Consider the following 13,993-nt stretch of genomic DNA (forward strand, 5'->3'; position numbering starts at 1 on the left):
GAACTCTAAGCTTCGGAGGGGAACGCACATGGAATCGGCACGGTGGACCGAGGTCGACGACTACTTCAACGGCCTGCTCCTGGGCCCGGACGAAGCCCTGGACGCGGCGGTCGCGGCGAGCGACGAGGCCGGGCTCCCGGCCATCCAGGTCGCCGCCAATCAGGGCAAGCTGCTGCATCTGCTGGCCCGGCTGCGCGGGGCTCGGACCGTGCTGGAGATCGGCACCCTGGGCGGGTACAGCACGATCTGGCTGGCCCGGGCGCTGCCTGAGGGCGGCAGGGTCGTCACGCTGGAGGCCGATCCGGCGTACGCCGAGGTCGCGCGGGCCAACATCGCGCGGGCGGGGCTCGCGCACGTCGTCGACGTACGGGTCGGCCCGGCGCTCGACACGCTTCCGGAGCTCGCGGCGGAGGGGCAGGGGCCGTTCGACGTCGTGTTCATCGACGCCGACAAGCCGAGCAACCCCGACTACCTGGCCTGGTCGCTGAGGCTGACCCGCCCCGGGAGCCTGATCATCGCCGACAACGTGGTGCGGGACGGCGAGGTGGTCGACGGCGGGAGCGACGACCCGAAGGTGCGGGGCGTGCGCCGGTTCACCGAACTCGTCGCCGCCGAACCGACCTTGAGTGCGACCGCGCTGCAGACCGTCGGCGCCAAGGGCTACGACGGACTGATGCTGGCCCTGGTCACCGGGCAGGTCCGGTGTGGTGACCGGGAGGTTCACCGGTCGGCGTAATCCGTTCGACAGGCCCGAAGGACCCGCTCAGGATGAGCCGCATGGATCTGCGCGTGATCGACCCGGTTCGTATCGGTACGGAACGGCTGCCGGGAGGGCGGCTGCTGGGGTGGGCGGAATGGGGGCCGGAGGACGGTGTGCCGGTGCTGCTGTCGCCCGGCGCGGCCACCAGCAGGCATCTCGGGTTCGGCGCCGACGCGGTGGACCGGCTCGGTGTGCGGCTGATCTCCGTCGACCGCCCCGGGCTCGGCGCCTCCTCGCCGCTGCCCGGCCGTACGTTCGGGGACTTCGCCGACGACGTCCGGGCGTTCGCGGCCCTGTGCGGTCTGGGCCGGCCGCCGATGGTCGGCAACTCGCAGGGGGCGCCCTTCGCCCTCGCCTGTGCCGCCGCCGGAACGGTCGGCGCGCTCGCCGTGGTCTCCGGGGCGGACGAGGTGGCCGAGCCGCGGTTCGCCGAGGCGCTTCCGGAGGACCTGCGGGGTCTCGTGGACCTGGCGGTGTCCGATGCGGCCGCCGCCGAGAAGATCTTCGCCGGGTTCACCCCGCGGGCGATGTGGGACATGGTCATGTCCGGCAGCCCGGACCGCGACCTCGCCGTCTACCGGCAGCCAGCGTTCGCCGCCGCCTACCGCCGCGCCCTCGACGAAGCCTTCGCGCAGGGTGCGGACGGATACGCCCGGGACACCGTCCTGGCCATGGGGCACTGGGGGATCGTGCTGTCGGACATCGCCGTGCCCGTCGACCTCTGGTACGGGGAACAGGACACCGGCCACTCGCCCGACCACGGCGAAGGGCTGGCCGGGCGCATCCCGGGCGCCGTCCGGCACCTCGTACCGGATGCGGGCGGATCCCTGCTCTGGACCCATGCCGAGCAGGTGCTGAGCACCCTGCTGAAGCACGTTCCCGCGCCCTGACGTCCCGCCCGGCGACACGACAGAGGGACCCCCGCCAGTCACGTCCTGGCGGGGGTCCTCCCTTCATCCGCCTGCCCGGTGAAGGCTGAGAAGACGATCACGAGGCAGGACGTTCACGCGCCGCCCGGTCAGGGGGCGAGCAGCAGCACGTCGGCGCGCTCCTTGGCCGCCGCGTAACGCTTCGCCACGTCCTGCCAGTTGACGACGGCCCACATGGCGTCGATGAAGTCGACCTTCTGGTTCTTGTACTGGAGGTAGAAGGCGTGCTCCCAGGCGTCGAAGACCAGGATCGGGACGGAGCCCTGGCCGACGTTGCCCTGGTGGTCGTAGACCTGCTCGACGATCAGCTTGCCGCTGACCGGCTCGTACGCCAGGACGCCCCAGCCGGAGCCCTGCGTGGTGGCCGCGGCCTTCGTCAGCTGGGCCTTGAAACCGGCGAACGAACCGAACGACTCCGTGATCGCGTCCGCGAGGTCGCCGACGCCGTCCGCCGCGAGGGGCTCGCCGCCGCCGTCGCCGGTCATGTTGTGCCAGTAGATCGAGTGCAGGATGTGGCCGGAGAGGTGGAAAGCCAGGTTCTTCTGAAGCCCGTTGATCGCACCCCATGCCCCCTTGTCGCGCGCCTCCTCCAGCTGCTCCAGGGTGTCGTTCGCCCCCTTCACGTAGGCGGCGTGGTGCTTGTCGTGGTGGAGCTCGATGATCTGCGGGTTGATGACCGGTTCGAGCGCCGCGTAGTCGTACGGGAGTTCCGGAAGCGTGTACGTGGCCATGGTTCGAACCCTCCAGCTGCTTTCCTATGGTTATTGCAATCTATATGCAAGAGCAGGCTAACAGCAGGAGGGCTGGAAGGTGGTCAGCCCTTCGGCCCAGTCAGGGTCTCGGCGGGAACGGTGACGTGCTGCTCCGGAGGTGCCGTTCCGCAGGCCCCGGTCGGCACGTTCTCCGAACTTGGTGGTCCTGGCTGAGGCCCTCTCCGCAAGGCGCAACTGAACGGTCGCCAAAGGTTCTTGACGGATGCATGGAGATGCCATTTAGATCTCGGTGACTTGTGAGCGACTTGTGAGCAACTTGCGACTCTGGGGTGGGGCATGGGGATGGCGTTCTGGCGTGCTCGAAGACAGCGCAGCCGATACGCGGTGGTGGCTGCTTCGGTTCTGTTGTCGATGGTGGTGTCGCCATTACCTGGTGCAGCCGCCGCCGAACCGGTCACAGACGCGGAGAAGCAGACGGAGGGGCAGCTGGCGCTGGCCCGTGCGGTGGAGTTGGGGACCCGGGTCGAAGTGCTGGGAGAGCGTTCGGAGCGGACTACGGTGTTCGCGAATCCGGACGGGTTCACGTTCACCCTTGAGCAGTCGGTGGTTCCGGTGCGGGTGGCGAAGCCGGGGGGCGGGTGGCAGGACCCGGACGCGACGTTGGAGCGTCGCGCGGATGGTTCGGTAGGGCCGAAGGCGGCCGCGGTGGAGATGTCGTTCTCCGGCGGGGCCGGTGATTCGCTGGCCGAGATCTCGGATCGGGGCCGTTCGCTGGAACTGGACTGGCCGGTGAAACTTCCGGTACCTCGGATCGATGGCCCGAGCGCGGTCTACGGCGACGTGTTGCCGGGTGTGGATCTGATGGTCACGGCGACCGTGGAGAGTTTCCAGCAGGTGCTGGTGGTCAGGACGCCCGAGGCGGCCGCGGCCCCGGAATTGAAGAAGCTGTCGTTCGGGCTGAAGGCGAAGGGACTGGAGGTCCGCACGGGCGCCGCCGGGAACCTTACCGCGGTGGACGGGAACGGACAGACGGTCTTCCGTGCGCCGCCGGCCCGGATGTGGGACTCGGCGGGTGCGGCGGCCACCGGCCCGTCCGCGTCGCTCAAGCACGGTGCCGTGCGGCCCGCGGCGGAGGGTCCGGCCGTGGCGGGCGACGCCGCGGAGGCGGCGCCGTCGGGTACGGGTGTGGAACCCGGGCAGGGGGACAACGTCTCCCGCATCGGAGTGGAGCTCGCGAAGGACGCCCTGGCCGTCGTACCGGATGCCGACATGCTGGCGAAGACCGACGAGAAGGCGTTTCCGCTGTTCATCGACCCGACGGTGACGTGGGGGGAGTCGGAGCGGACGCTGCTGCGTTCGGACGGGTACGAGTCCTACGGGTGGGGCAACGGGGACGACGGCCAGGGCAGGGGTGCCGGCAAGTGTGGTACGTGGAACGGGTACTACTGCGGGCCGGGGTATGTGCAGCGGCTGTACTTCGAGTTCTCCCCGGCGAGTCTGAAGGGCAAGCAGGTGCTGGACGCGACGTTCCGGGTGACGGAGCCGTGGGCGTTCCAGTGCGACCCGCGTTGGGTGGATCTGGTCCGTACGAACAACATTTCCTCGTCCACCACGTGGTCGTCGCGGCCGAAGGACCTGGACCTGATGGTGGACCGGAACGTGTCCGCCGGGCGAGGTTCGCTGTGTGACCCGGATTCGCCGGATGCACCCATCGAGTTCAAGGACAACCCGGATGAGACGAACGAGAACCTGACGCCGACGGTGCGTGATTTCGCCGCGGGGAAGTTCTCCCGGCTGACGTTGATGCTCAAGGCGCATGACGAGGGTGACACCGGCGCCTGGAAGCGGTTCAAGAACGACGCGGTGCTCGCGGTGGACTTCGTCGGACTGCCGGCCAAGCCGACCGGAATCGGGCTGGTGACCGGATCGGGAACGGTCTGCGAGACGAAGGAGTCCGATCCAGCGATCGTGTCCGACCCGACGCCGACGCTGACGTCCACGCCGCAGACGGCGTCCGGCGGTGAGAAGGACGCACAGCTGCGGGTCGCGATGGACGTGGACAAGAAGGCGGCCGACGGGACGTGGTCGAACGCGTTCGCCGAGATGGAGCGCCCGACCACCGGTTACGTCGGTGACAACGTGAAGCTCTCGGCGTCGGCGCCGGCCCTCGCGGAGGGCATCTTGTACCGGTACCGGTCGTGGACGCGTTCGTACTACAACGGGGGAAAGAGTCAGCTGCCGGGTCCGTCGAATGCCTCGACGACGGGTTGGTGCTACTTCAAGGTCGACCCGACCGCTCCGAAGGCCCCGAAGATCGCCTTCGGTACCACCTACACCGAGTGCACCACCAACGTGTGTGCGCCCGGCGGCGGCCCCGGAGTGAAGGACACGTTCACCTTCTCCGCCGCGACGGGTGACACCAACACGGCATACCAGTACCGGCTCTCGCAGAATGCCGCATGGTCGGCGGAGCGCGCCGGTGCGACGGTCAAGGAGACGATCACGCCGTCGAAGTCGGGAACGTTCAGGCTGTACGTCCGGGCGAAGGACACGGTCGGCCGCTGGGGTGCGCAGAATCTGGTGGACTTCCTCGTCGCGACCGGCGAGGGGCCGGTCGGCCGGTGGCACTTCGACGAGGCGGACGGTGCCGCCAAGGACGCTGCCACGGCTGACGGCATCGACGACGCCGTGCTGGCCGGAGGGGCGGTGCGGGACAATCGTGGGCGCCGCGGACTGCTCACCCACGACGCGTCGGGTGCTCCCCTGGAGACCCCGGTCACGGACAAGGGGCTGGCGCTGAACGGCACTACCGGGTACGCGGCGACCGGTGGTCCCGTGCTGGAGACCCGGTCCGCCTACACCGTTTCGGCCTGGGCCCGGATCGACCGCACGACCGGTGTCGGCATTGTGCTCTCTCAGGACGGAGCCCACGACTCGCCATTCGTCCTCAGCTATTCGAAGGACCTGGGCAGGTGGTTCTTCGGTGTGAAGGAGACCGAGGCCACGACGGCCGGCTACTACGGCGTCGGAGCGAAGAGTCCGGCGGTCATCGGGGCGTGGACGCACCTCGCGGGTACGTACGATCCCGTTACGCAACAAGCAACGTTGTACATCAACGGTGTTCCCCAGGGCACGAAGACGGCCAAGGGAGCCTGGCAAGCAGCCGGCGCCCTGCAGATCGGCCGCTACAAGTGGGCCGACGTCCACCAGTACAACTTCCCTGGCAGCATCGACGAGGTCGCCGTATGGCAGCGGGCGCTGACGGCCGAGGAGGTGGCGGACGAGGCGCGGCTGCTGATCTCGGACGGCTTCGCGGGCACCGAGCTGGTCGCGGAGTGGTCGCCGGAGAAGGGCAGCGCCGCCACCATCCCCGACAGCTCCGGATACGACAGGGCCCTGACGCTGAGCGGTGGTGCCTCGCTGGACAGCGGCACGATCGTCCTGGACGGGGTGGACGGCGCCGCCACCACCCCAGGGCCGCTCATGTCCGACCAGGGCGCCTTCACCGTCTCGACCCTGGTGGAACTCGACGGTTCCAAGCTCGTGTCCAAGAGTGTGGGATACACCGGACAGGTACTGGGCCAGCGGACCGCGGACGGTTCGGCCTGGGGCTTCTGGTACGAGTTGACCGGCAAGGACACGGTGCTGGACGAGGAGACGCTGGAGGAGCGCCTTGTGCCGTCCGGTAAGTGGCACTTCGGCCGCCTGAACGCCGACGGCACCTTCTCCTCGGTCGTTTCCGACCAGGTTGCCGAGTTCGACAGCCCCGTACGGCTGACCGGTGTTTACGATCCCCTGGACGGGACGATTAGCCTCTATCTCGGCCGTAATCAGATGGGTGACGCGATGGCGTACACCGCCGCGGTGGGAACCGGCGACTTCGCTGTGGGCAAGGGCTTCAGCGGCGGCGTGTGGAAGCACTACCTGCCTGCCAGGATCACCGACGTACGGCTGTGGGCAGGGGCGATGGCCGGCAACGAGCAGATCGACTACAACGTCGGCGACTGACGGCGACTGACGGCGAACAGGTGGGGTGCGGGCCGTGCCTCGGTGCCGCACCCCACCGTGACCGTGATCACGAGCGCGCTCTCAGGCTTTCGGCCTGCGGAACTTTCGGGTGGGGACGGAATAGTCATGGCTTTTGGCACAGGTACTTCGAGACCAACGAGCGGTGGCGGCAGACACCGCCGTGCGCGCTCGCTGATCACAGCACTGGCACTGGCTCTGCTGGCGACCGGAGTGGTCACACCGGTCGCACAGGCAGGGGACGGCAAGGGGCTCGGCCGCCCCGACCTGCCCGCTCAACGCACCAGCGAGGTCTACGCCGTCGACGGCTCCAGAGCCGGGCGCGCGAGCAAGGATGCTGCTGCCCGCCGCGCGGTGAACAAGGAGCAGGCGAAGAGAGCGACGGCCGAGCGGAAGGCGACCTGGCCGACCCCCGGCAAGGCGGTCATCGCCCTCCGAGCCAAGGGCCGCGGCGCAGCCGCGCCGTCCGGTGTGCCGGTAACGATCGAGCCGCAGTCGGGATCGCTCGCCGACACGGTGGCCGAAGCGGAGGTCTCGGTGCACGACCAGCGGACCGCGCGGAAGGCCGGTGTCCTCGGAGTCGTGCTGTCCGCGGTAGCGGACGCCCCGGGGCGTGCTCGTGTATCCGTCGACTACAGCGAGTTCGCCGGCGTCGTCGGCGGAGGCTGGGCTGGGCGGCTGCGCCTCGTCCGGCTCCCGGCCTGCGCGCTGACGACGCCCGAGAAGGCCGAGTGCCGTCGGCAGAGCCCCTTGAAGTCCGACAACGACCTCACCCGTCAGTCCGTTGCGGCGCAGGTCTCCTTCACCGTAACGGATCCCGCCCGGCCGTCGGCTGCTTCGTCGGCATCCACGGTCCTGGCGGTCACCGCACTCTCGGCAGGCTCCGGAGCCTCGCCGTCCGGTATGGGTGACTACTCGGCGACCGAACTCGCCGCCTCCTCGTCGTGGGAGGCCGGCGGCAGCACGGGTTCCTTCACGTGGTCGCACAAGTTCCCGTTGCCCCCCGCCGCCGCCGACCCGACGCCCACGCTGTCGCTCACCTACGACTCGGGCAGCGTGGACGGCCGCACCTCGGGTACCAACAACCAGGGAACACCGGTCGGTGAGGGGTTCGGCCTGACCGATTCGTACATCGAGCGTTCCTACGGCAGCTGCGACGACGACGGGCACAAGGATGTCTTCGACCGCTGCTGGACGTACGACAACGCACGCCTGGTCCTGAACGGAAAGTCGTCCCGGCTGGTGAAGGATGACGATTCCGGACAGTGGCGGCTCCAGGACGACGATGCGTCGAAGGTGACCCGGTCGACGGGCGCCATCAACGGCGACAACGACGGCGAGTACTGGACCGTGGTCACCGGAGAAGGCACCAAGTACGTCTTCGGCCTGGACAAGCTCGACGGAGCCTCCGACCAGCGCACCAACTCCACATGGACAGTTCCGGTCTACGGCGACGACTCCGGGGAGCCCGGCTACGACAAGGGGAGCGGCTTCGCCGACCGCGCACTGGTCCAGGCCTGGCGCTGGAACCTCGACTATGTCGAGAGCGCCCAGGGCAACGCCGCTACCTACTGGTATGCCAAGGAGACGAATCACTACAAGAAGAACAAGTCCGAAACCGCGAACGCCGCCTACACAAGAGGTGGCTACCTGAAGGAGATCAAGTACGGGCTACGGAAGGGCGCGCTGTTCACCGATGACGCCGACGCCAAGGTCACCTTCGACCATGCGGAGCGCTGCACCGCGTCGGACTGCTCGGAACTGAACAAGGACACCGCTCGCAACTGGCCGGACGTGCCTTTCGACGCGATCTGCTCGGACGGCGACAAGGAGTGCAACGCCGCAGGGCCGGCGTTCTTCACGCGCAAGCGGGTCACCGGAGTCCACACCTTCTCCTGGTCGGCGGCCGACAAGACCTACAAGCCCGTCGACTCCTGGGCATTCACCCAGGAGTACCTCGACGGCGGCGACATCGGCGACAGCAGTGACCACACGCTGACGCTGAAGTCGCTGAAGCGGACTGCCGAGGCCAAAAGCACGAGCATCACCTCGCACCCGATCTCCTTCACCTACCAGATGCGTCCGAACCGGGTGGACGGCACCGAGGACGTCCTGCCCCTCACCAGGCCGCGCATCTCCACCGTCACCTCGGAGACCGGCGCTCTCACCACGGTGACCCTCTCCTCGCCGGAGTGCCTCCGAAGCGACGTCAAGGACGCCGCGGAGGACACGAACACCCGGTCCTGCTACCCGCAGTACTGGAATATCAACGGGGCGGAGAACGCGTCCGTGGACTGGTTCCACAAGTACCGGGTGCTGGCCGTGGTCACCACCGATCCCGCAGGCCAGAACGATGCGGTCGAGCACGCCTACGAGTATGCGGGAGCGGCATGGCACTACAGCGATGATCCGTTTACCCCGAAGGCGGAGCGGACTTGGGCCGACTGGCGCGGCTACCGGCAGGTGACGGTGTACACGGGGGCGAAGGGCACCACCCGTTCCAAGACCGTCTCGCTCTACATGCAGGGAATGGACAAGGACAAGAAGGCGGACGGCACCACCCGGCAGGTGACCATCACTCCGGTGCCCGTCAGCGGTCTGAGCATCGCGACGTTCGACGACAGCGACCAGTACGTGGGCCAGTTGCGCCAGCAGATCGTCTATGCGGGCACCGAAGCGGTCTCGGTCATGGTGACCGACCCCTGGTCGAGGGAGACGGCCCGGCAGACGGTGCCGGACGCTGCGGACCACATTGCCCGGTACGTACGGGCTGGCAGGACAACCACCTACACGTACCTCACCGGGTCGAAGACCTGGCGGACCCGTGCGGTCACCACCACCTACGACGACTACGGCATGCCCGTCACCGTCGACGACTCCGGGGACGCAGGCAGGAGCGGGGATGAGACCTGTGCCCGTACGTGGTACGCCCGGAACGACGAGGCGGGGATCACCAGCCTGAAGTCCCGGGTGCGCCGGGTGGGCAGGCCGTGCTCCGTCACCGATGCAGGGCTCGCCCTGCCGACCGGTTCCGGGTCCCGTGGTGATGTGCTGTCCGACACCGCGACCGTGTTCGATAACCCGCAAGCCACCGGGTGGACGGCGGGCCAGGTCCCGACCAGGGGGAACGCCACCTGGTCGGGACGGGCCACCGGGTATTCGGCGAAGGCGGAGGCCGACGGGCAGCGCTTGCCCAGCGGCTGGCAGACCATCGGCACGACGGCGTTCGACGGGCTGGGCCGCCCGACCAGCGTGACCGACGCGAACAAGAAGTCGACCGTCACGGAATACACACCCGCCGACGCGGGGCCGCTGACCAAGACGGTCGTCACCAACCCCAAGAACTACCGGACCACCAACTTCATCGACCCGCGGCGCGGCCTGGCGGAACGTACCTACGACGCGAACCTGAAGAAGACGGAGCTTGAGTACGACGCGCTCGGCCGCCTGGTGTCGGTCTGGCTGCCCAACCGCAGCAAGGCCGCCGGGGACGCGCCGAGCAACACCTTTGCCTACCAGCTGAACACCACCAAAGCGTCCTGGGTGTCGACCTCAACGCTGAAGGCCGACGGCAAGACGTACAACACCACGTACAACCTCTATGACGCGCAGCTGCGTCCGCTGCAGACCCAGTCGCCCACTCCGCTGGGCGGCCGGATCCTCACCGACACCCGCTACGACTCGCGTGGCCTGGTCTACGAGACCTACGCGGACATCTTCGACAGCGGCAGCACGCCCACCGGCACCTACACCCGAGCGGAGTACGGCGAGTCCGCCACCCAGACGGCCATAGGCCACGACGGCGCGGGTCGGGAGACGGAACGCACCGTGTCCTTCTACGGACAGAAGCGGTGGACCAGCACGACGACCTATACGGGCGACTCGACCGCCACCACCGCGCTCGAACACGGCTCGGCGAAGCGCACCATCGTCGACGCGCGCGGACGAACTGTCGAGACCCGGGAGTACGCGGGGCCGAGCCCCGAGGACAAGGAGTTCGGCGGGGGACTGGGAGCCGCCTACACCTCGGTGCGGACCACCTTCACACTGGACGACAAGGAATCAACCATCGTCGGCCCCGACAACGCGAAGTGGACCTACGAGTACGACCTGTTCGGCCGCCGCACCCGCACACTCGACCCGGACAAGGGCGAAGCGACCACGGAGTACAACACGCTCGACCAGGCGATCAAGACCACGGACGGGCGGCGCACCGAGCCGATCGTGACCGAGTACGACGAGCTCGGTCGCATCACCGGGACCTGGGTCGGATCGAAGACGGACGCCAACCGCCTTACCGAGCAGACCTACGACACCGTGCTCAAGGGAAAGCCGGCCGCCTCGATCCGGTATGTGAACGGCGCGGGCGGTGACACCTACACCCGGCGAGTCACCGAGTACGACAGTCTCGACCGCCCCGTGAGCACCCAGCTCGAACTCCCGGCAGGCGACCCGCTCGTCAAGGCGGGCGCGCCGTCCACTCTGGAGTTCAGCAGCTACTACAACATCGATGGCACGCTCCAGTCCGCGCGGGAACCCGCACTGGGGGGGCTCTCCGCCGAGACGGTCTCCCGCGGCTACACCGGCCTCGGCCAGGTCAAGGCCATCACCGGAAGTACCGGATACCTGTTGGACACCGACTACTCGGCCCTCGGCCAACCGCAGCAGCTCATCCTCGGCACGGCGAACACGGAAGCCCAGAAGAAGGCGTACGTGACCTACACGTACGAGGAGGGGACCGGGCGGCTGACCGGCAGCAAGGTCACCGACCAGACGCACCCGTACGCGCTGCAGGACCTCAACTACAGCTACGACCAAGCCGGAAACGTCACTTCCATCAGCGATCCGGCCACGCTCGGCGGGGCGGGCAAGGCGGAGACCCAGTGCTTCGCCTACGACGGCCACCGCCGCCTCACCGAGGCATGGACCCCCGCCTCACAGCAGTGCGGTGACACCCGGAGCGCCGACGCGCTCGGCGGCCCGGCTCCGTACTGGACCGGCTACACCTACAACGACGCCGGGCAGCGGACCAGCGAGACCGAGCATCAGAGCACTGGCAACACCAGGACGACATACTGCTACGCATCGTCCCAGAAGCACACGCTGATCGCGACGACCGCGGCGGCCACCTGCGACAGCGTCGAGGAGAAGTACGTCCACGATGACGCGGGCAACATGACCACCCGGCCCGGCGCGAAGGGGCCCCAGAGCCTGGCATGGTCCCCCGAGGGCAAGCTCGCAAAGCTCACCGAAGGCGCCGACTCGACCAACTACCTTTACGACGGGGACGGCAACCTGCTGATCCGAGACGCGGACAACGGCGAACGAATCCTGTACGCCGGCGCCACCGAACTCCACCTCAAGAAGGACGGCACCACCTGGGCACAGCGCTACTACGGCACCGAGAACCTGACCGTCGCCGTCCGTACCAACCAGACCGGCGCCAACAAGCTCTACTACCTCGCCGGGGACGAGCACGGCACCTCCAGCGTGGCTATCGTGTCCGACACCCAGGCCGTCACCAAGCGCTACATGACCGTCTTCGGTGCCGAGCGGAAGGCCGGAGCGGTGGGCTCCTGGATCGACGACCGGGCGTTCCTGGGCAAGACCCATGACCTCGGCACCGGACTCACCCACCTCGATGCCCGCGAGTACGACCCTGCGCTGGGGCTCTTCCTGAGCGCCGACCCGCTGCTGGAGCCGGCCAAGCACCAGTCCCTCAACGGCTACGGATACGCCGAGAACAACCCTGCGACCTTCTCGGACCCCACGGGCCGTGCGTCGGAGTGCACCGTGGGAGTGGACTGCAGCGTTGGCGCGATGATGTCGGACATGTTCGCCGCTCCCCCGTTCCCCGGAAGCGGGAACTACGGCAGCGCACCGACATCCAGCCAGGGGCTCACCGGCTTCCTGCCGACGGCACCGTCGCTGCTCCAGCCGCCGCCGTTGCTGATGGGCCCGGACCCGCTCCCCGTTCAGTTCAGTCAGAGTCCGGAGATGAAGAAGGTCCAGAAGATGCTGATGGAGGCTCAGGCCATGTGCCGACCGCAGTCCGGGGGGCTGATCGACTCCTTCGGTGGTGATGGAAAGGTCAAGAGCGGCGGTCCATGGAGCCTGGCCTTCCGCTGGATCTGGGGAGACGTCAACGGCACGAACCGTTCAGCGAACCAGAGCTATGACGAGGACGACGAACTGACCCAGTTGCTGATCAAGTCCTCGAGCATGAAAGACGCACGGGTAGAGGTCGCCGAGCACTTCGCCGCCACGGGATTGGATAAGGAGCAGAAGACCAAGTACAGCACCACAAAGAACAGGGACGGCAAAAGTTTGAATCTGCTTCAGATGGCAGGCATGTACGTCTCGGACTTTGGTGGGCTCCTGGTTGGAAAGGAGGACCGAGCGGCCCAGGGGGCTCTCGGTTCCTACGACCTCAAGTACACGGTGACGAAGTCTAAGGGAAATACGCTTACGGTCAGTTATCATGCCTCGACCGAGATCAACAATGAGTCCTTCTTGCCGGGTCCTTGGGGGTGGCAAGAGGATGCGAATGGGTTTCCGCGCTACTTCGGTGGGTATTTCGCGGGATTCCGGGTCGACATCCGCTGGCAGGAAAAGATCTACAGGTAGTGAGTGGGCTAGGTATGAGACGTTTCCGTGGGTGTGCGATATTTATCGCTATTCCTTCGCTTCTGTTCATCATCCTGTTTGTGATGCAGGGGTGCGAGGGGGGGAGCCCGGAACTTCGTTCCGAGGAGGTTGTCGGTGTCTGGAAAGGCTCTGGCGGTGGGCGGATCGAGTTCCGGGCTGACGGTACGTTCGATATGTCGGGTATCCCGCGGAGCGCCATAGAGCTCAGCTCCTCCACTACCCAGCCTGGGAAGGGCAGCCTTTCCGGAAGGGGGGAGTGGGAGATGGAGTGGGACCGGGACCCGAGCAGTGGCGTCGAGATCAGCTTCGCTGACGGAACCGAGAGTGCCCTGCTCGAGATCACCCGGATCGGAGACGAGCCGGAGATGTATTTCGAGTTGAACGTCGACACGGATCGCGGCTACCGGGTTCGCCGCGAGGCATCCGACCGGCGCGGCTCCGGACAGAAGGGCTAGTTGTATTGCCCTGTGAGCAAGCGCTCCAAGCGGCCGAGGTACGCGCTTGAGGTTCGGTGCAGCTAGAGGCTGCATCCGTCAGTGGCCGTGACCAGCGAGGTGAAAGATCCGCTTGCACGGCCGACGGCGCGGTTGCGCAGACCTATCTTGCATCTTCGATGGTCGCGCCCGTAGCTCGCTGTTCCCCGCTGTCGTTAAAAACGAGAATGTCATCGGGGCGGTTCACTCTGCTGTACGAACCGCAGCTGTATGCAAGATTCAACGGACCTATGCAGACCCAGATGCAAGGTCAAGCTGACCTATGCAAGGTCAGCTTGACCCGGGGTGGCAGGAGGCCGCGAACGAGGCGCCGCGCCATATGGGCGGGTACTTCGCGGGATTCCGGGTTGATATCCGCTGGCAGGAAAAGATCTACAAGTAGCGAGTGGGCTGGGTATGAGACGTTTTCGTGGGTGTGCGATA

The 13,993-nt window shown here is 67.3% G+C and carries 6 protein-coding genes; 5 read left to right on the forward strand and 1 reads right to left on the reverse strand.

Annotated elements, in window-relative coordinates; genetic code table 11:
* The first annotated feature begins 28 nt into the window (after positions 1 to 28).
* Positions 29 to 736: an O-methyltransferase gene (locus tag ACFYXM_RS14495; RefSeq protein ID WP_389289340.1), complete on the forward strand. Its 708-nt coding sequence runs from the start codon at positions 29 to 31 to the stop codon at positions 734 to 736.
* 41 nt (positions 737 to 777) lie between these two features.
* Positions 778 to 1,650: an alpha/beta fold hydrolase gene (locus ACFYXM_RS14500; protein ID WP_389289485.1), complete on the forward strand. Its 873-nt coding sequence runs from the start codon at positions 778 to 780 to the stop codon at positions 1,648 to 1,650.
* A gap of 128 nt (positions 1,651 to 1,778) precedes the next feature.
* Here the strand turns inward: ACFYXM_RS14500 and ACFYXM_RS14505 are convergent, their stop codons facing one another.
* Positions 1,779 to 2,420, reverse strand: a complete 642-nt coding sequence (locus ACFYXM_RS14505) for a superoxide dismutase (RefSeq protein WP_389289341.1) — start codon at positions 2,418 to 2,420, stop codon at positions 1,779 to 1,781.
* Positions 2,421 to 2,813: 393 nt separating this feature from the next.
* Between ACFYXM_RS14505 and ACFYXM_RS14510 the strand changes: the two genes are divergently transcribed.
* The 3 genes from ACFYXM_RS14510 to ACFYXM_RS14520 all read left to right on the forward strand — a co-directional run bounded on the left by ACFYXM_RS14510 (position 2,814) and on the right by ACFYXM_RS14520 (position 13,531).
* Positions 2,814 to 6,410, forward strand: a complete 3,597-nt coding sequence (locus tag ACFYXM_RS14510) for a LamG domain-containing protein (RefSeq protein ID WP_389289487.1) — start codon at positions 2,814 to 2,816, stop codon at positions 6,408 to 6,410.
* Positions 6,411 to 6,536: 126 nt separating this feature from the next.
* Complete coding sequence (locus tag ACFYXM_RS14515; RefSeq protein ID WP_389289342.1) at positions 6,537 to 13,055, forward strand: RHS repeat-associated core domain-containing protein; 6,519 nt, start codon at positions 6,537 to 6,539, stop codon at positions 13,053 to 13,055.
* A gap of 14 nt (positions 13,056 to 13,069) precedes the next feature.
* On the forward strand, positions 13,070 to 13,531 hold the full coding sequence (locus ACFYXM_RS14520) for a hypothetical protein (RefSeq protein ID WP_389289343.1): 462 nt from the start codon (positions 13,070 to 13,072) through the stop codon (positions 13,529 to 13,531).
* The last annotated feature ends 462 nt before the right edge of the window (positions 13,532 to 13,993 follow it).

Source organism: Streptomyces sp. NPDC002476, assembly GCF_042889785.1.
Taxonomy (GTDB): domain Bacteria; phylum Actinomycetota; class Actinomycetes; order Streptomycetales; family Streptomycetaceae; genus Streptomyces.